Here is a 20,468-nt window from a genome sequence, read left to right on the forward strand (position 1 = left end):
ATCAAAATATTTCTCATTAGTCTAACATTCCTAATTTATATCGGGCAATCTCAAATTGGAATTGTATTTCAAAAATGACAATTTTGGAATTGAAATTTATCGAAATAAATCGAAAACAGCATTTTATATTTTTTTGACAGTTAACATATTAATAAAATCTCTAACTTTACATCAGAAAATATCCCAATTATCATGAGAATTTTAAAATATTTATTTCTTTTACTATTGCTTAGTTTAGTAGCATTGTCAATTTTTATTGCAACACAAAAAGGATATTTTGTCGTGGAAAGAAGCAAAATTATCCATTCACCAAAATCGGCCGTGTATAATTATGTGAATGACAATAAAAATTGGGAGGATTGGAGTTCTTGGGCAGTTGAAGATTCTGGAATTAAGGTAACCCATTCTCAAAATACTATTGGCAAAGGAAGCTCTTATTCATGGGAAGGAAAAGAAGGAAATGGTGACATACAAACATTATATGTAAAAGAAAACGACAGCATCATCCAAAAAATGAATTACGACGGTAATTCTTCCGATGTTTTTTGGAGTTTCAAGGATACTTTGGGAGGAACAAAAGTGACTTGGAAAACAAAAGGAAAAATGGGTTTCGGTTATAAAGTTCTGACCGTTTTCAATGGTGGTGCCAACAAGATTATAGGGATGATGTTTGAAAAAAGTTTAAATAATTTGGACAAAAAACTGGATTATGAAATAAATACCTTTTCCATAAAAGTAAATGGTTTGGTAAAAAAACTCGAAACTTTTTATTTAGAACAAAGTTTTACGAGCAAAATTTCTAATGTTACCAAAAATGCAGGAATCGTTTTTCCGAAAATCATTAAATTTTGCAAACAAAATAATCTTACCATAAATGGAAAACCATTTGTCATTTATCACACTTATGATAGTGATAATGACCTAACAAGAATATCGATTTGCATTCCCATCAAAGAGAAAATTTTCATAGTCGAGGGAAGCGATATTTTATCGAAAAAACTGGAACCGTTTCAATCCGTAAAAACAACCTTGACTGGCGATTATTCCCATAACAAGGAAGCATTGGATAAAACGACGGAATATCTTGACGCAAATCATCTTAGTCCTGACCTGGCATTTTCCCATCTTGAAATTTACACTATTGGCAAAACTGAAATAAAAAATCCTTCGAAATGGGTAACCGAAATTTACATTCCTGTAAAACCCAAAGTTATTCCGGCTAAATTCTATAAACCATCGGTTATAAAAACCGAGGAGATTGTTCCACCAGCTAAAATCGAGAAGGACATCCCTTCCGAATTTTAATATTTTTAAACCGTGATTAAACCTATTTGATAAATTCCGTTCTAAACTGATAAATAATAGCTTTGCAAGAGGAAAAGGAATTCATTCAGAAATTATTAAACCCCAAGACGCAAAACGAGGCGTTTGAAAAACTCTTGCAGGAGTATCAAAGACCACTCTATAATCATATTCGCAATATCGTCTTGAACCATGATGACACTGACGATGTTTTGCAAAACACTTTTGTAAAAGTGTTTCAATATTTGAAAAACTTTAAAGGGGAAAGCAAACTTTTTTCTTGGATGTATCGCATTGCTACCAATGAAGCCATGACTTTCTTAAATCAAAAAGCAAAAAAAAATGGAATTTCATCAGAAACATTGCAAAACAAAACCATCGATAATCTAAAAGCCGACGCCTATTTTGATGGCGACGAAATTCAAATAAAATTGCAAAAAGCAATTGTATCATTACCTGAAAAACAACAATTGGTTTTCAAAATGAAATATTTTGAAGAGCTCAAATACGAAGAGATATCCGAGATTCTAGGAACATCAGTAGGAGCATTAAAGGCATCCTACCATCATGCCGTAAAAAAAATTGAAAGCTTTGTAACAACAAATTAAACCTTTTGCATCAAATTAAGTCTAAAGAATATCATGAAAACTTTTAAACTAGAAAACGAACCGAAAATTAAATCCGGGTTTACATCCCCAGAAAATTACTTCGAGAATTTTTCGTCAAGGATAATACAAGAATTACCTAAAAATGAATCAAAAGTAGTTTCTCTTTTTGCGAGAAGAAAAATCTGGATGTATGCGGCTGCCGCAGTAATAGTTTTAGCATTGACTATTCCTGTTTACAATCATTTTTCGAATCGTTCATCCGAAATTGATACTGTAACCCTAGAAAACTACATTGCCTATAATTCCACTATTTCTGATGCAGATATAGTTAATCTTCTGGACGAAAAGGATATTCAAAAAATGACTGTTGACCTAAATATCGAAGATAAATCCATAGAAAATGAACTTTCAACAAATGAAAATTTAGAACAATATTTATTAAATTAAGATACAAATGAAAACGAACAGATTATTTCCAATTATTATATTTTTACTTTCAATTCATTCTTTTTCGCAACCACGATTTGGGGAAAAAAGAGAGCAAATTAAAGCCCTGAAAGTAGCTTTTATCACCAATGAATTATCATTGACTTCTGATGAAGCAGCCCGATTTTGGCCAATCTATAATGCTTTTGATGACAAGCAATTTGAATTGAGGCATCAAAAAATGAAATCATTCATGGATAGAATGGATGAAGGCGCTTTGGACAAAATGAGTGAAAAAGAAGCTTCAGATTTACTTAATCAGATGGAAAGTAACGAAGAGGATTTGTACCAAAATCGAAAAAATTTTGTTAACAACCTAAAAGTCGTTATTTCCCCAATAAAAATCATAAAGTTAAAAAAAGCCGAAGAGAATTTCAATAGAAAATTATTACAACAATATCGGGACAAAGGTCCAAGAAAATAACATTGCATTATTTCAATAGTCCTAAAAGAACCAAAAGGTAGTTTATTCTGTTTTTTGGTTCTTTTATTTAAAATTGATCCGAATTATTTTATTTAAACCAGCGGCAATAGCAGTATGGCTATTTAAAAACCGAATCGTGAAAAGACTTGAATCAGTTGCCAATTGTTTCCAGGAATTGCCACTATCGGAGGAATAATATAAGCCCGAAGCGCCAACCGTCACCAATTGCTTCCCATTACTTTTAGGAACATATTGCACACAGGAAGCAAACCCAAAGCCTTGATTTTCAGCTATAAGTTTCCAAGTTTTTCCGCCATTGGCCGTGATGGCCTTATTTGCAAAATTTTGATTGGGCACTTCATAATTACCTCCGGCAATAAATCCGTTTTCAGCATCATAAAAATCAGCTGTAAAAATTCCTGTCATGGTTTTTCCTTGCACTATTGGTGAGTCATACACTTTCCATTTATTTCCTCTATCAGGCGAATAAAAAACTCTTGCTTTTTTCCCTCCCGTAACAATCCAGGTATGATTTCCTTTTATCACAATATTGGTATTGCTTGCCGCAAAAGCCGCTTCTCCGTCGAAAACTTTTGGTAATTTACCGGAAGAAATTTTATTCCATGAATTTCCTCCATCGCGTGTAATTAGTATTGAAAGACAATCGGCTATTGGGTCGCCAATGGCAATTCCTTCGGAATCATTCCAAAATTGCAAACTATCATAAAATGCTTTCGCATCGTTTTCCCGATACACTAATTGAGTTGCTGCACCATTTTTTGGAATCCTGTACAATAAAGCTGGATTTGCCACTGATAGAATAAAAATATATTTTGAAGTTTTGGCTATACTTCGAAACTCAATTTGAAGACTGTCCTTGGTAATTTTACCTTCAAATTTTTGATTATTATCCAAATTGTAAAACCCGAATCTTCCTTCATTTGCCGAATACCAAACTTTATTTTCATCAACAAGAATAGCTCTAATACTTATTTTATCTTCTAGAAGAGTGTCAATTTGCACTGATTAAAAAATAGTTTTAGAATGGTCATTACTTATATAAATATCTGTTTTACAAGATGTTAAAATACAAAAAACCAATATTTCTAAAAAAATATTTCTCATGAAGTTATAATTATCTGAAGCTAATTTACAACTAAATAAAATAATAACGATTGCCCAAATTATTTATTGGCACAGTAATTGGATATTCAGAAATCATTAATCTTAATTTTATTAATTATGAAAACTCAACTACTATTATTGACCCTATTATCTTTCGTTTTTGCGACACAAATACAAGCCCAAGATAGAACAAGAATAAATGCCATGAATACCGAAATTAGCGATAATTTAGATCTAAAAGCTGTCGCTTCTATATTTGGTGATTCAAATAATCTTCAGGATTTTGAAAGACGATTAAATGACCCAGATCTTCAAATATCAAATTTAGATTTGAATAACGACAACGAGGTCGATTATTTAAGAGTAATCGAATCAGTTGATAACCGGACCCATGTTATCATCATACAGTCCGTTCTTGATCGCGATGTGTATCAAGATGTAGCCACAATTGATGTGGAAAAAGACAGGTATAATAACATTCATGTACAAGTTATAGGTGATGCCTATCTGTATGGTCAAAATTATATTTACGAACCGGTTTATTATAACACACCGTCAATTTATGCTTCATTCTGGAGTTATAATTATCGTCCGTATTATTCTACTTGGTCTTGGGATTTCTATCCTTCTTATTATTATGCATGGAATCCGTTCTCTGTTTTCAGATATAGAAATAACATCGGCCTTAGCTTAAATATTAATAACAATTATAATTATGTAAATTCCAGAAGAAGCAGTCAAGCAGCTATCTTATATAATTCCAGACGTTCCAATGGTTATGAAAGACAACATCCTGATTATGCTTTTTCCAGAAGAAATTCTAATGTAACCAATAGATACGAATTGGATCAAAGAAGAAACACAAGAAATGTTGGTTCAAGAAATGAAATTGGTTATTCTCAAAACAGGAATAATTCTTCAAGAGTAAACACTCCGCAAAGATCGGAATCACAAAGAGATTATTCTCAAAACAGAACGGATTCTCCAAGAGTAAACACTCCGCAAAGATCGGAATCACAAAGAGATTATTCTCAAAACAGGACAGAATCTCCAAGAGTAAATTCTCCGCAAAGAACAGAAACCCAAAGAGATTATTCTCAAAACAGAACTGATTCCCCAAGAGTAAATATGCCTCAAAGAACAGAAACCCAAAGAGACTATTCTCAAAACAGAACGGAAGCTCCAAGAGTAAATGTGCCGCAAAGAATGGAATCACAAAGAGATAATTCTCAAAACAGAACCGAAGCTCCAAGAGCAAATGTGCCGCAAAGAATGGAATCACAAAGAGATAATTCTCAAAACAGAACTGAAGCTCCAAGAGCAAATGCGCCACAAAGAACAGAATCTCAAAGAGATAATTCGCAATCCAGAAATTCATCATCTGGGGATAATTCATCTTCTTCAAGAGGAAATAACAGAAGAGAATAAAGGCTTCGGAAATAGAGTAGAAAACGCGGTTCAATCAACCGTGTTTTTTTTGTGGATTTTTAAAAAATAAACATCATTAATCTAATTTAAAAAGAGTAATTTTGACGAGTTTTTTAAAAAATATACATGAGCACATCGCACAAAGACCTTCATAGTAAATTAACACTAGGAGGTTTATTAATTTCATTAGGAATAATTTATGGTGATATTGGAACCTCTCCATTATATGTAATGAAGGCCATAATAGGCCACTATGTCATAAATACAGACATTGTTTTAGGAGGAATTTCATGTGTTTTTTGGACACTTACTTTACAAACAACCATCAAATACGTAATCATTACTTTGAGTGCAGACAATCATGGTGAAGGCGGGATTTTTGCTCTATATGCATTGGTTAAGAAAACAAAAATAAAATGGTTAATTGTTCCTGCCATTATTGGAGGAAGTGCCTTACTTGCTGATGGTATTATTACCCCCCCCATATCTGTGGCATCTGCCGTTGAAGGAATTAGAATGTTTTACCCCAAAATGAATACAGTTCCTATTGTTATTGGAATTTTATTTGCATTGTTTACCATTCAGCAATTTGGTTCCAAATTAGTCGGAAAGTTTTTTGCACCAATGATGATTCTTTGGTTTGGTATGCTTGGTACTTTAGGGCTAATACAAATTACGAAACACATTGAAGTTCTAAAAGCGCTTAATCCTTATTATGCTTATCATTTATTGAATATTCATCCTGAAGGCTTTTATGTACTGGGTTTTGTATTTCTGTGTACCACTGGTGCTGAGGCATTATATTCGGACATGGGACATTGTGGACGAAAAAACATTAGAATTAGCTGGATTTTTGTAAAAACTACATTGGTCTTGAATTACTTCGGGCAAGGGGCTTATTTAATTCACCATGAAGGGGAAACCTTGCTGGGTTTGGGCGGAAAAAATGGAAATCCATTTTATTTGATTATGGCCGACTGGTTTCAGCCCATTGGAATTATAGTTGCGACTCTAGCCGCCGTTATTGCTTCTCAAGCACTTATTAGCGGATCGTTTACTTTGATAAATGAAGCCATGCGATTGAATTTTTGGCCAAAAGTAAAAATAAAATACCCAACTGAATTAAAGGGACAATTGTATATTCCGTCCATAAACTGGTTACTGTTGCTGGGATGTGTAGGCGTTGTGTTGCATTTTGAGGAATCAAGTAATATGGAACATGCCTACGGACTGGCTATTATATTATGCATGATAATGACTACAATTCTACTCAATTTCTATTTAATTATGAAAAGGGTCAAATTGTACTTTATAATGCCATTAATTACAATTTATTTAGTGATTGAATTTAGCTTTTTGCTGGCCAATCTTAAAAAATTCTCTCATGGCGGTTATGTAACTTTATTTATTGCTTTAGTCCTTGTTTCGATTATGACAATATGGTATTTAGCCAAGAAAATCAATAAGAGTTATACTAAAATTGTAAAAATTGAGGATTATAAAAAAGTGCTTATAGAATTAAGTGCCGATTTATCCATTCCAAAATATGCAACCCATTTAGTTTACATGACAAATGCTGGCAAAACCGACGAAATTGAGGAAAAAGTAATGTACTCCATTCTACAAAACAGACCAAAAAGAGCGGATATATATTGGTTTGTGCATGTAAATATATTATCAGTACCTTATAAAACCGAATATAAAGTAACAGAAATTGTCAAAGATGACTTGTACCGTGTCGATTTTAATTTAGGCTTTAGAGAACCTACAAAAATCAACTTGATGTTTCGAGAGGTCATCAAAGACATGGTGAAAAATGGCGAAGTGGACATCACCAGTCGATACGAATCATTGAATAAAAACAATATTATTGGTGATTTCAAATTTGTATTGTCCGAGAAATTCCTGTCAAATGAAAGCGACATCTTATGGCACGAAAAATTAATCATGAACTCCTATTTCTTCCTTAAAAAATTAAGTTTATCCGAAGAAAGTGCATTTGGATTGGACAGTAGTTCTGTAAAAATAGAAAAATTCCCATTAGTTCTTCACCCACCGGAAAATTTGGGATTAACCAGAATTACATAACTTCTTACTATATAAAGAACTAAAAAACACTGTAACACAAACAGTGTTTTTTTTTGTCCAAAACACATAAAATCAACATTCAGTATTAAAAATTTAACTTTAAATCTTTTAGTAGTACCTTTGCACCTCAATTATTTAAAATGAGATTACACAGAAATTTAGTTTACACCACCATAGATTCCCTAAACGCTATTTTTAACGAAGGGGAATATGCTGATAAAGTGGTAGCAAGAGCCTTAAAAAAAGACAAACGTTGGGGAAGCTCCGACAGGAAATTTGTTGCCGAAACCATCTACGAAATTGTGCGTTGGAAAAGACTGTATGCCGAAATAGCCGAAGTAAAAGAACCTTTTGACAGAGATAACCTTTGGAGAATGTTTTCGGTTTGGGCAGTTTTAAGAGGCTACCCTATCCCCGATTGGCGCCAACTGGAAGGAACTCCCGAAAGAAAAATAAAAGGACGTTTTGACGAACTTTCAAAAACCAGAGCTCTAAAAGAATCTATCCCGGATTGGATGGACGAATTGGGGGTTAAAGAATTAGGAGAGAAAATTTGGGCAAAAGAAATAGCAGCCCAAAACCAGCCTGCAAAAGTAATTCTAAGAGTAAACACGCTAAAAACGACCAAAGAAAAATTAAGAGCCATATTGATGGACTTGAACATTGAAACCGAATTTTTGGAGAATCAACCCGATGCTTTGGTGCTAAAAGAAAGAGCCAATGTTTTCATGACTGATGCTTTTAAACAAGGTTTTTTTGAAGTTCAAGATGCCAATTCTCAATTAGTGGCCGCTTTCCTTGACGTGAAACCTGGAATGCGAGTGGTGGATACCTGTGCCGGTGCCGGAGGAAAAACATTACATATTGCCGCTTTGATGGAAAACAAAGGACAATTAATTGCAATGGATTTATATGAAAGCAAATTGAAACAATTAAAATTAAGAGCCAAGAGAGATGGTGCTTTCAATATTGAATATCGCATTATCGACACGACAAAAGTCATCAAAAAACTGCACGAAAAAGCTGATCGAGTTTTGATTGACGCACCTTGTAGTGGTTTGGGAGTTCTCAAAAGAAATCCTGATGCCAAATGGAAATTAAAACCTGAATTCATTGACAACATTCGCAAAGTGCAAGCCGAAGTATTGGAAAATTATTCTAAAATTGTAAAACCAGGTGGAAAATTAGTCTATGCCACTTGCTCCATATTACCTTCAGAAAATCAAGAACAAGTTGAAAAATTCCTTACAACGGATATTGGAAAACAATTTAATTTTATAAAAGATCAAAAAATATTGGCTTCAGAATCTGGTTTCGATGGCTTTTATATGGCATTGTTGGAACGTAAAGAAAGTTTAGAACAGAAAGAAAATAGAGAATAGAATATAGAAAAAAGATAAGAATCATAAAAAAATCCTCGAACAAAATCGAGGATTTTTTTGTATTCTGGAGACCAATCTATATTCTATTCTCTATATTCTTTTTTCTTCTTAATCATTCATCGAGATTAAAAACTCCTCGTTATTCCTTGTTTTCTTGAAACGGTCGTTGATGAAATCCATCGCTTCCACCGGATTCATATCCGATAGATATTTTCTCATAATCCACATTCTTTGCAATGTTTTTGCGTCTAACAACAAGTCATCACGTCGCGTGCTTGAAGAAGTCAAATCGATGGCAGGGAAAATACGTTTGTTGGCAATTTTTCTATCCAACTGCAATTCCATATTTCCAGTTCCTTTAAATTCTTCAAAAATAACTTCGTCCATTTTCGAACCTGTTTCTGTCAGTGCTGTGGCAATTATAGTCAAAGAGCCTCCATTTTCAACATTTCGGGCAGCTCCAAAAAATCGTTTTGGTTTCTGCAACGCATTGGCATCAACACCACCACTCAATACTTTACCGGAAGCAGGCTGTACCGTGTTGTAAGCTCTTGCCAAACGGGTAATGGAATCCAATAAAATCACGACATCATGACCACATTCGACCAAACGTTTTGCTTTTTCGAGAACGATATTCGCGATTTTTACGTGTTCTTGCGGTTCTCTGTCAAAAGTAGAAGCAATTACTTCCCCACGAACGCTTCGTTGCATATCAGTAACTTCTTCTGGGCGTTCATCAATTAATAAAACAATCAAATAAACTTCTGGATGATTGGCGGCAATAGCGTTTGCAATATCTTTCAGCAACATTGTTTTACCCGTTTTGGGCTGTGCCACAATCATGCCACGTTGCCCTTTTCCAATTGGGGAAAACAAATCGATAATTCGGGTGGAAATAGTACTTTGTCTTTCGGCTAATTTGAATTTTTCGGATGGAAAAACGGGTGTCAAATGTTCGAATGAAACTCGGTCACGAACCACTTGTGGATCATGTCCGTTGATTTTTAAAACGCGTACTAATGGGAAAAATTTCTCACCTTCTTTTGGAGGACGAACCACTCCTTTAACTGTATCTCCGGTTTTAAGTCCGAACAATCTAATTTGTGATGTAGATAAATAAATATCATCTGGCGAAGCCAAATAATTGTAATCCGAAGAACGAAGGAAACCATATCCATCAGGCATCATTTCCAGAACGCCTTCACTTTCTATTATTCCGTCAAATTCAAAATCAGAATCCCTAAAATTACTTTTCTTACTTTTGAAATTGGGATTTACATTTCCGTTTGGATTTTGCTTGTGCAGCTGGTTTGGATTTAGTTTTTTTGTAGGAACGCTAACTTCTGCATTTTCGATAATTGCAGCATCTGAATCAGATTCTGAAACTGATTCATTTTCTACAATTGTTTCTTTTACTTCTTCTTTTTCCTTTTGAAGCGCAATCTTTTTTTCGTAAGCCGATTTATTAAACTTTATAACTTTACCTACTTTCTTTTCAGGTACAACTGCCTCCGTAATCTCTTTTTCTACTTCTGGAACACTTGATTCGACTGTAATTTCTTCCTCTGTAAAAAGAGACTTGTTCGAAGATTTCTGAATAGCAACTTTTTTTGGAGCTACAATTCTGGCTCTTTTTGGCTTATCTTCTTCGACTTTGGTTTCAATTTTTTTATCGTCTGAAGTTGAATCCATACTTGCCGACTGGTGGTCTAAAATTTGGCTAATTAATGCCTCTTTTTTTACGCCGTTAAATTTTATTGTTTTAGCTGCTTTAGCTATTTCTTGAAGCTCAGAAAGCTTCATTTCTTTTAATGCAGAAATATCAAACATGAATGTTCTATGAGTTTAATTAATTTGGGAATACTATAAAAGTGAGTAGTAAATTTTTGATTTTGAATTGGCCGAAGAATGAAGTACTTACGGATTTGTTATGCAATATTACGAATAAAATTTAATCATACAATAGTATTTATTAAAAAGAAAATATATTTTTGTAAAAGAAATCGAGATAATGATACAAAGAATTCAAACCATATATTTACTTCTTGCCTTTGCGGTCACAGGAATTTTGCCTTTCTTTATTCCGTTATGGACAATGACCGGTGGCAAAGATTACTTTTTTATGCAAAACCAAGTGTATGTTGTTTTGTTGGGGTTAAGCACTACGCTTTCCTTGTTGAGTATTATTTCCTATAAAAAAAGACAAAATCAATTTGTTATTGGCAGATTGAATATCATATTAAATTTAATTTTATTAGGCTTGTTTGTATATCGTTCGCTAAATTTATCTGGAGAAACACTTGCTGTTTCGGAGAAAGGTATTGGGATGTTTCTACCTATTGTTGCTATCGTATTATTAGTGTTAGCTAATAAGGCCATCAAAAAGGATGAAGATCTTGTAAAATCTGTGGACAGATTGAGATAATCCTATAATCTTAATTTTATTATTAGTGCGAAGGAAAACCGAATGTAAAAGTTCGGTTTTTTTATTTCTTTTCAATTTCAATGATTTCCAAGTCTTTAATCTTGTTGCCATCAATCACAAAACGCAACATCGTGCGCACTTGGTGAAAACCACTCTTTCCGGCAGCTCCGGGATTCATGTGCAATAGATTGTGTTTCTTGTCGAATATCACTTTTAGAATATGGGAATGGCCACAAATAAACAACTTTGGCGGGTTTAAAGCCATTTCGGATTTAATATTTGGATTGTATTTTCCGGGGTAGCCGCCGATATGGGTAATCCAAACATCGACACCTTCGCACATAAACCTGTTGTGCAACGGAAATTCCATTCGGGCTTTGTCGTCATCAATATTGCCGTAAACACCGCGCAACGGCTTGATTTTTTTTATCGCATCCGTCACGACTAAATCGCCAATATCGCCTGCGTGCCAAACCTCGTCAGCCTGTGCAACATATTTCAAAATCGTGTCGTCAACATGACTGTGCGTATCTGAAAGTAATAGAATTTTTTTCATTTTGTCATTGCGAGGAACAAAGCAATCTCATCCTCTTTTTTTTTACGAAGCCTCAAAGTTATCATTTAAGATTGAAGATTAACGATTTTTGATTTGAGATTTGGCAAAACTTTGAAATAAAACATAGTCAATACGATTGACAATCTTTGTAGATTTGCATTTTTAATATCGGTTTCAATTTCTGAATAAATCTGAAATCTAAAATCTAAAATCTGAATTGAGGTATTTTATAAAACTGGCCTATAACGGAACTAATTATCATGGATGGCAATACCAACCCAATGCTTCCTCTGTGCAGGAAACACTGAACAAAGCGGTTTCGGTTTTGTTGAACACGGGCTCGAGCGATAGCGAACAGGCGAAGCAAATCAATCTTATGGGCGCAGGGCGCACCGATACTGGCGTACATGCCAAGGAAATGTTTACCCACTTTGATTTTGAAACTCCATTCGATGTTTCCAGTTTAGTGCACAAACTCAACTCCTATTTACCCAAAGACATTGCGGTTTATGACATTATTCCTGTTCACGATGAAGCGCACGCTCGTTTTGATGCCACGAAACGAACGTATGAATACCATATCAACGTCTTTAAGGATGTTTTTTCGCAAGACGAAAGTTGGTATTTTCACCAAGAGTTGGATGTTACTTTGATGAATGAAGCGGCACAATTATTGTTCCATCACACCGATTTTCAATGTTTCTCAAAAGTAAATACGGATGTAAACACCTTCGATTGCACTATTTTTGAAGCCCATTGGAAACAGGAGAACAGCAAGCTTATTTTCACGATTTCGGCCAATCGTTTTCTGCGGAACATGGTTCGCGCCATTGTGGGAACATTGGTAAACGTGGGATTGCACAAAATTACCTTGGACGATTTCAGCGAAATTATTAAAAGTAAAAATCGCGAAAATGCTGGATTTTCAGTACCGGCACATGGATTGTATTTAACAAAAATTGATTATAATTATTTATAACGGCAGATTGCTTCGCAAGCTCGCAATGACAGAATTATGAAAGCAAAAGCATTTGATACCCGATTATTCAAAAAAATATTAAAATACACCAAACCCTATCAATCGCGTTTTAACGGAGTAATTATTTTCGCCGTTTCGTTATCGATTTTTGCGGCATTGCGTCCCTATTTATTGAAGCAAACTGTTGATGGCTACATAAAAACCCAGGATCAACACGGACTATTGGTCTATGTCTCCATAATGGGATTGGTACTTTTATTAGAAGTGTTTTCCCAATTTTTCTTCGTTTATTGGGCTAACTGGCTCGGGCAAGATATTGTGAAAGACATTCGAACTAAAATGTTTCGGCATATTTTAAGTTTCCGAATGAAATATTTCGACAATGCACCCGTGGGACAGCTCGTTACACGCTCCGTTTCTGATATTGAGGCGATAGCTCGCATTTTTAGTCAGGGATTGTTCATGATTATAAGTGACATGATGAAAATGGCCGTCGTACTGATTTTTATGTTTTATATGAATTGGAAACTTACTTGGATCGTGATTGTTGCGATGCCAATATTAATTTACATCACCCGAATATTCCAAAGAAAAATGCAGCTGGCTTTCGAAGAAGTGCGAACACAAATTGCCAATATGAATTCCTTCGTGCAAGAACGGGTTACGGGAATGAAAATTGTTCAATTGTTTAATCGGGAAGACATTGAATTCGAAAAATTTAAAATCATCAACGACAAGCACAATAGAGCCTGGATAAAAACAATATTATACAACTCCATCTTCTTCCCCATTGCCGATATCATTTCGTCATTAACCTTGGGATTTATCGTGTTATATGGTGGAATCAAGATTTTGGATGGCGATCATTTTACCACTTTTGGCGATCTGTTTTCCTACACGATGTTCATATCAATGTTATTCAATCCGCTGCGTCAAATCGCTGATAAATTCAATGAAATGCAGCTTGGAATGATTGCCGCCAATCGTGTTTTTAACATTCTGGATACACAAGACCAAATTCAGGATACAGGAACTATCGAAGCACCTATTTTTAGGGGAAACATAGAGTTTAAGGATGTTCATTTTGGCTATATTTCAGAAGAAAATGTCATTAAAGGTATAAATCTATCTGTCCCTGCCGGAAAAACCATCGCCATTGTTGGCTCGACAGGTGCCGGAAAATCAACGATTATCAATTTGCTGAATCGCTTTTACGAAATCAACAGCGGAACAATTTGCATTGACGGCCAAAACATAGAAAACTACACTTTGAGTTCGCTGCGCAAGCAAATTGCGGTAGTTTTACAGGATGTTTTTCTTTTTGCCGATACCATTTTTAACAATATCACCCTGAATAATCCCGAAATATCTCGCGAGCAGGTTTTGGCTGCGGCCAAAAAAATTGGCGTCCACAAATTTATTATGAGCCTGCCCGATAATTACGATTTTGACGTGAAGGAACGTGGCGTAATGTTGTCTTCCGGGCAACGCCAATTGATTGCTTTTCTTCGGGCTTATGTAAGCAATCCCAGCATTCTGATTCTTGATGAAGCGACTTCTTCCATCGATACCTACTCCGAAGAGTTGATTCAACGTGCCACCGAAACCATCACCAAGGGAAGAACCTCAATTGTTATTGCACATCGACTCGCCACCATTGTCAACGCCGACAAAATTGTTGTTATGGACAAGGGTCTGATTGTAGAACAAGGAACGCATCAAGAACTGGTATCCCGAGAAGGAGGTTATTACAAAAATTTATACGATTCACAGTTTGTTACCCTGGAGTAGTGATTGATTTCCCGATAACCCAAAATAGTACATCACTTCGAGTATCACGCTTTTTTGCGTGATGCATCGAGAAGCCTAGCATCTACAATAGTTCTCAAAGATTTTTCCAATGCAAAACTTTAAACCCTAAACTTTTTCTTTAATCAAATAAATCCTTAATTTTGCCAACTGAAATTAATTAAGAAAACATACAAAAATGAAATACGATATCATAGTTTTAGGAAGTGGTCCAGGCGGTTATGTTACTGCCATTAGAGCATCACAATTAGGCTTTAAAGTTGCCGTAATCGAAAAGGAAAACTTAGGCGGTGTTTGCTTAAATTGGGGTTGTATCCCAACAAAAGCATTGTTGAAATCAGCACAGGTTTTTGATTACTTAAAACACGCTTCCGATTATGGATTGACTGTTTCCCAATTCGACAAGGATTTTTCGGCTGTCGTAAATCGTAGCAGAAGTGTCGCTGAAGGCATGAGCAAAGGAGTTCAATTCCTGATGAAAAAAAATAAAATCGATGTTATTGATGGTTTTGGAAAACTGAAACTAGGCAAAAAAATCGATGTTACTGATAAAGACAATAAAGTTACTGAATACAGCGCCGACCATATTATTATTGCCACTGGTGCACGTTCCCGTGAATTGCCAAACTTGCCTCAGGATGGCGTAAAAGTAATTGGATATCGTCAAGCGATGACCATGCCAACACAACCAAAATCGATGATTGTTGTAGGTTCAGGCGCTATAGGAGTTGAATTTGCACATTTCTACAATTCGATGGGAACTGATGTAACCATAGTTGAATTCTTGCCTAACATTGTACCATTGGAAGACGAAGATATTTCGAAACAAATGGAACGTTCGATGAAGAAAGCGGGCGTTAAAATTATGACCAACTCCTCTGTCGAAAAAATTGACATTTCGGGTTCCGGAGTTAAAGCCTTTGTAAAAACAGCAAAAGGAGAAGTAATTCTGGAAGCTGACATATTGCTTTCGGCTGTTGGAATTAAAACCAACATCGAAAACATAGGTTTGGAAGAAGTGGGAATTGCTACCGACAGGGATAAAATTCTGGTAAACGATTTCTATCAAACGAACATTCCGGGTTACTACGCCATTGGCGATGTCGTTCCGGGACCGGCTTTGGCACACGTTGCTTCTGCCGAAGGAATTACCTGTGTAGAAAAAATCGCAGGATTGCACGTGGATCCTATCGATTACGGAAATATTCCAGGTTGTACCTATGCCACGCCAGAAATTGCTTCAGTAGGAATGACCGAAAAACAAGCCAAAGAAAAAGGATATGAACTGAAAATTGGAAAATTTCCATTTTCTGCTTCAGGAAAGGCCAAAGCCGCCGGAACACCGGATGGTTTTGTAAAAGTGATTTTTGATGCCAAATATGGCGAATTGTTGGGCTGTCACATGATAGGTGCCGGCGTTACGGATATGATTGCCGAGGCAGTTGTAGCGCGCAAACTGGAAACCACGGGACACGAAATCCTAAAATCGATTCACCCTCACCCAACGATGAGTGAAGCCGTGATGGAAGCCGTTGCCGAAGCGTATGGCGAGGTAATCCATTTGTAGATGAACAACGCGATGTAGAGACGCACTGCAGTGCGTCTCTACAATATTATATTGAAATCCGATTTGTGAAAGCAAGTCGGATTTTTTATGCCTTTTATTTAAATTATTAGGGTGCATTTTGAATTTTGAAAAAAATAATTGAATTTTTTTAATGTTTTCCAATAAAAAAAGATAATTTTAATCCCAACAAGATAAAGGAATGAAATCACTCAATATTTAAATATTAAATTTCGGTCTACCCCAATAAAAGACAATACTTTGAAAGATAAATTGCAAAAACTAGGTTTCGACCTTCAAGGAGCCGAAATGCTGAAACTCATCCAAGAATTGAAGGAACAAAGGAATGAACTTGAATCTCAGAATAAAGTACTTCAGATTGAAAAACAAAGCCTTTCTAATATTTTAGAAGGAACCCATCAAGACATCACTGACTGCAAGCTGGCAGAGGAAAATAGTAGACTATCAAAAACAACATATCGTGGCATTCTGAACAGCATTACCGAATTGATTTATATTCAAGACGAAAACGGATGTTTTCTTGATGTAAATGAAGCCGCCGAAAAAACATATGGTTATAACAGGGAAAGTTTTATTGGAAAAACACCTGAATTTCTTTCTGCTCCCGGAAAAAATGATTTAGATAAAATCACAAAAGTGATTCAATTGGCCTGGAAAGGTATCGCCCAGAGTTTCGAATTTTGGGGAATTACAAGAGACGGCAGGATTTTTCCGAAAGAAGTCAATTTGTCTCTAGGAACCTTTTTTGGAAAATCAGCAATTATAGCCGTTGCCAGAGATATTAGTAAGCGCAAGCAAGCAGAAGAAACGCTACTAAAAAATGAGGATAAATACCGTAATTTAGTTAAAAATATGCCTGATGGTATTTATAAAAGTACTGAGGAAGGTAAATTTATTGATGTTAATCTGGCCTTAGTTAAAATGCTTGGATATGCAAACCAAGAGGAACTGATGTCCATAAATATTCTAACCCAATTGTACTTTGAGCCTTCTGACCGCGATAGTATAGTGCTTCGGGAAAACAATAAAGAACTTGGGATTTTCAGGATGAAAAAAAAGGATGGTTCCGAAATTTGGGTTGAAGACCATGGGTGGTTAAATTATGATGAAACCACCAACGTTCTTTTTCACGAAGGAATACTTCGGGATATCACCGAAAGGGTACAGGTAGAAAATATGTTGCTTGAAAGCAAACAGCAACTACAACTCATTTATGATTCGGTAAATGACACCATCTTTCAAATCGAGGTCCAAAATGAAACTGATTTTATATTTATTTCGATGAATGAATCCGGGTTGAATGCCATTGGGATCACATTGGAGCAAATCAGAAATAAAAATGTAAAGCAAATTATTCCACAGCCATCGTTAGATTTAGTACTTGGTAAATACCACGAAGCAATTCGAACCAGAAGAACCGTCAGATGGGAAGAAGAAACGGAATATCCCACCGGAGTAAAAACAGCCATTGTTACTGTTTCGCCTATTTTTAACGAAAATGGCAAATGCATTCGGTTAACAGGCAGTTTATATGACATTACGGAGCGCAAAAAAGCAGAAGAAATATTGCTTAAGAGTGAAGAGAATTTGTCCATCACCCTTAATTCCATTGGCGATGGAGTAATATCTACCGATAATAATGGCTTAATCGTTCGAATGAATCCGATAGCTGAAAATCTTTGCGGATGGAAATTGGCCGATGCAGCTGGCAAACCGTTGGCTGACGTTTTCAGAATTATTAATGCGGAAACCCGTGAAACGGTTGATGATCCAGTTAAAAAAGTATTGAAAAGTGGAGGAATTGTCGGGCTTGCAAACCATACGGTTTTGATTTCGAGAAATGGAACCGAATGCCAGATTTCTGACAGCGCTGCCCCTATCAAAACCAAAGAAGGTGATATTAACGGGGTGGTTTTGGTTTTTTCAGACATAACCGATTCGTATGTTGCCCAAAAACAGATAAAAGAGAGCGAAAATCATTTGAGGGAAACACAGATTATTGCGCGGTTAGGGGCTTATACTCTCGATATTGCTACGGGTATTTGGTCAAGTTCCGAAATTCTGGACGAAATTTTTGGAATAGAAAAAAATTATGATAAATCAGTTCAGGGATGGATTTCAATCATTCATCCTGAGTGGCAGGAAACAATGAATAATTTCTTCATTCAAGAAGTGATCGGTAATAAAATACCATTCGATAAAGAATACCAAATTATACGAAAAAGCGACAATGAAGTACGCTGGGTTCATGGCATTGGCAAACTCGAATACGATGATAAGTCAAATCCTCTCAGGATGTTGGGTACAATAAAGGATATTACCGAGCGAAAGCAGACGGAAAATGCCCTAAAAGAAAGTGAAGAGCGGTATCGTGCAATTGTTGAATGGTCTCCAGAAGCTATTATCGTGCATCAGGACTGGATAATACTCTATGCGAATCCTGCTGCCATCAAGCTCCTTAAAGCAAATAATATCCATGATTTACTGGGCAAATCCTCCTTTGATTTAATTCATCCAGACAGTCGTGCAATGATAATGGAAAGGTCGAAAATACAAATCAAAATTGGCGATTTCACACCCATGACAGAAACAAAACTTCTTAGGATTGATGGAACTCCAATAGACGCAGAAACACAATCTATATTGGTTAATTATAACGGAAGTCCTGCCGTTCAGGTTTCGATTCATGATATTACAAGTCGCAAGGAGGCTGAAGATTTAATTATAAAAGCTAAGGAACAAGCAGAGGAAAGTGATCGTCTCAAGTCAGCTTTCCTAGCCAATATGAGCCATGAAATTAGAACTCCAATGAACGGAATTATGGGGTTCACCAGTTTGTTGAAAGAAACTAATCTCACTGCTGAAAATCAACAAGAATACATCAAAATCATTGACCAAAGCGGGACTCGCCTACTCAACATTATCAATGACATTATTGATATTTCAAAAATCGAATCCAACCAAATGATGGTTTCCCTTTCAGAAACAAATGTCAACGAAAAAATTAAATTCATATATGATTTTTTTAAACCGGAAGCATCAAGCAAGGGAATTTATCTTGATTTTAAAAACGGCTTGGCCAAAAAGGAAGCTTTCATTACCACTGACGGCGAAAAAATATATGCCGTTTTAACCAATCTGGTTAAAAACGCCATTAAATTTTGTGATAATGGCATAATAGATTTTGGTTATGAATTAAAAACAGATCGAAAAAGTCCCGAACTTGAATTTTATGTAAAAGATTCCGGAGTGGGAATTCCAAACGGCAGGCAACATGCCGTATTTGACCGCTTCATTCAAGCTGACATTTCAGACAAAAGGGCATTCCAGGGTGCCGGTTTGGGATTGTCCATTTCTAAAGCTTACGTGGAAATGCTGGGCGGAAAAATTTGGGTTGAAAGCGAAGTGGGAGTTGGTTCGTCATTTTATTTTACTATTCCCTACAATGCAATCCAAAAAACAGAAACTGCTCCCATAAAGACGCTACAGGAAAAAGAATCGGAGAATCAGGTAAAAAACCTAAAAATACTCATTGTCGAAGACGATGCCATATCAAAATTACTGATTATGAAAGCCGTCACCAAGTTTAGCAGTGAGATTCTAACGGTAAGTACCGGAATCAAAGCCGTTGAGGCTTGCCGCAATAATCCCGACATTGATTTAATAATGATGGATATTAACATGCCTGTGATGAATGGCTATGAAGCCACCAAGGAAATACGTCAATTCAATAAAAAAGTAATCATCATCGCGCAAACGGCAAATGCTTTTGCCGGCGACAAAAACAACGCAATAGCAGCAGGATGCAATGATTATATTTCCAAACCTATAAACAGAGACTTATTAAACAAGATGGTACAGAAATATTTTGAATAAAATTTTTTATTGTGGTAGAGACGCACTGCAGTGCGTCTCTGCAGTGCGTCTCTACTACAATATTATATAAAAATCCGATTTGTGAAAGCAAGTCGGATTTTTTTTTTGGCGTGTCCCCGCTTCCACTAGCGTTTCAGCACGGTCAGGCTGTATGTTGCAATCTTTTTCGTGTTCTCGATACTTCCGCAAAAGCGGAAACTCGAACTGACGAAAAAGGATTTTCACTGCCATCCTTCACGCAAAAACAAAGTAGAGATGCACAGCAGTGCGTCTCTGCAGTGCGTCTTTACAACATGATATAAAAATCCGTTTTGTGAAAGCAAGTCAATTTTTTTATGCCTTTGCCTCTGTTATACCGCTAGTTATTTCAAATTAGTCCAATAAAAATTGAACTA

15 protein-coding genes are annotated in these 20,468 nt (G+C 35.8%); 12 read left to right on the forward strand and 3 right to left on the reverse strand.

The features are described from left to right. The first annotated feature begins 192 nt into the window (after positions 1-192). The 4 genes from B2145_RS13475 (at position 193) to B2145_RS13490 (ending at position 2,820) form a co-directional block, all read left to right on the forward strand. A complete protein-coding gene (locus tag B2145_RS13475) occupies positions 193-1,305 on the forward strand; it encodes an SRPBCC family protein (RefSeq protein WP_291103202.1) in 1,113 nt (370 codons plus the stop codon). 62 nt (positions 1,306-1,367) lie between these two features. Then, positions 1,368-1,910 carry an RNA polymerase sigma factor gene (locus B2145_RS13480; protein WP_291103205.1) on the forward strand — a complete coding sequence of 181 codons (543 nt, stop codon included), beginning with the start codon at positions 1,368-1,370 and terminating at the stop codon, positions 1,908-1,910. A 33-nt stretch (positions 1,911-1,943) separates the two neighbouring features. Further along, complete coding sequence (locus B2145_RS13485) at positions 1,944-2,357, forward strand: hypothetical protein (protein ID WP_291103208.1); 414 nt, start codon at positions 1,944-1,946, stop codon at positions 2,355-2,357. Positions 2,358-2,364: 7 nt separating this feature from the next. After that, positions 2,365-2,820, forward strand: a complete 456-nt coding sequence (locus B2145_RS13490; RefSeq protein ID WP_291103211.1) for a sensor of ECF-type sigma factor — start codon at positions 2,365-2,367, stop codon at positions 2,818-2,820. 63 nt (positions 2,821-2,883) lie between these two features. On the opposite strand, the gene B2145_RS13495 is transcribed toward B2145_RS13490, so the two are convergent. Next, positions 2,884-3,843: an oxidoreductase gene (locus B2145_RS13495; RefSeq protein ID WP_349677760.1), complete on the reverse strand. Its 960-nt coding sequence runs from the start codon at positions 3,841-3,843 to the stop codon at positions 2,884-2,886. 219 nt (positions 3,844-4,062) lie between these two features. On the opposite strand from B2145_RS13495, the gene B2145_RS13500 reads away from it, so the two are divergent. The 3 genes from B2145_RS13500 (at position 4,063) to B2145_RS13510 (ending at position 8,843) form a co-directional block, all read left to right on the forward strand. Further along, on the forward strand, positions 4,063-5,373 hold the full coding sequence (locus tag B2145_RS13500; RefSeq protein ID WP_291103213.1) for a hypothetical protein: 1,311 nt from the start codon (positions 4,063-4,065) through the stop codon (positions 5,371-5,373). A gap of 126 nt (positions 5,374-5,499) precedes the next feature. Continuing rightward, positions 5,500-7,461, forward strand: coding sequence for a KUP/HAK/KT family potassium transporter (locus B2145_RS13505; RefSeq protein WP_291103216.1), 1,962 nt, complete (start codon positions 5,500-5,502; stop codon positions 7,459-7,461). 140 nt (positions 7,462-7,601) lie between these two features. Beyond that, on the forward strand, positions 7,602-8,843 hold the full coding sequence (locus B2145_RS13510) for an RsmB/NOP family class I SAM-dependent RNA methyltransferase (RefSeq protein WP_291103219.1): 1,242 nt from the start codon (positions 7,602-7,604) through the stop codon (positions 8,841-8,843). A 108-nt stretch (positions 8,844-8,951) separates the two neighbouring features. Here B2145_RS13510 and rho read toward each other — a convergent pair whose 3' ends face one another. Next, entirely contained in the window at positions 8,952-10,673 is a 1,722-nt protein-coding gene (rho, locus tag B2145_RS13515) for a transcription termination factor Rho (protein WP_291103221.1), read from the reverse strand. A gap of 181 nt (positions 10,674-10,854) precedes the next feature. Here rho and B2145_RS13520 point away from each other — a divergent pair, with 181 nt between their 5' ends. Then, positions 10,855-11,268 carry a DUF4293 family protein gene (locus B2145_RS13520; RefSeq protein WP_291103224.1) on the forward strand — a complete coding sequence of 138 codons (414 nt, stop codon included), beginning with the start codon at positions 10,855-10,857 and terminating at the stop codon, positions 11,266-11,268. A 61-nt stretch (positions 11,269-11,329) separates the two neighbouring features. Here the strand turns inward: B2145_RS13520 and B2145_RS13525 are convergent, their stop codons facing one another. Then, positions 11,330-11,824 carry a metallophosphoesterase family protein gene (locus tag B2145_RS13525; RefSeq protein WP_291103226.1) on the reverse strand — a complete coding sequence of 165 codons (495 nt, stop codon included), beginning with the start codon at positions 11,822-11,824 and terminating at the stop codon, positions 11,330-11,332. 217 nt (positions 11,825-12,041) lie between these two features. Here B2145_RS13525 and truA point away from each other — a divergent pair, with 217 nt between their 5' ends. The 4 genes from truA to B2145_RS13545 all read left to right on the forward strand — a co-directional run bounded on the left by truA (position 12,042) and on the right by B2145_RS13545 (position 20,073). Continuing rightward, on the forward strand, positions 12,042-12,803 hold the full coding sequence (gene truA / locus B2145_RS13530) for a tRNA pseudouridine(38-40) synthase TruA (protein ID WP_291103229.1): 762 nt from the start codon (positions 12,042-12,044) through the stop codon (positions 12,801-12,803). A gap of 36 nt (positions 12,804-12,839) precedes the next feature. Then, positions 12,840-14,594 (forward strand): ABC transporter ATP-binding protein, encoded by a 1,755-nt coding sequence (locus B2145_RS13535; protein WP_291103231.1) that lies wholly within the window; start codon positions 12,840-12,842, stop codon positions 14,592-14,594. 196 nt (positions 14,595-14,790) lie between these two features. Next, a complete protein-coding gene (gene lpdA, locus B2145_RS13540) occupies positions 14,791-16,179 on the forward strand; it encodes a dihydrolipoyl dehydrogenase (RefSeq protein WP_291103234.1) in 1,389 nt (462 codons plus the stop codon). 258 nt (positions 16,180-16,437) lie between these two features. Beyond that, on the forward strand, positions 16,438-20,073 hold the full coding sequence (locus B2145_RS13545) for a PAS domain S-box protein (RefSeq protein ID WP_291103237.1): 3,636 nt from the start codon (positions 16,438-16,440) through the stop codon (positions 20,071-20,073). The last annotated feature ends 395 nt before the right edge of the window (positions 20,074-20,468 follow it).

It is taken from the genome of Flavobacterium sp. UBA5153, from assembly GCA_002413745.1.
Classification (GTDB): domain Bacteria; phylum Bacteroidota; class Bacteroidia; order Flavobacteriales; family Flavobacteriaceae; genus Flavobacterium.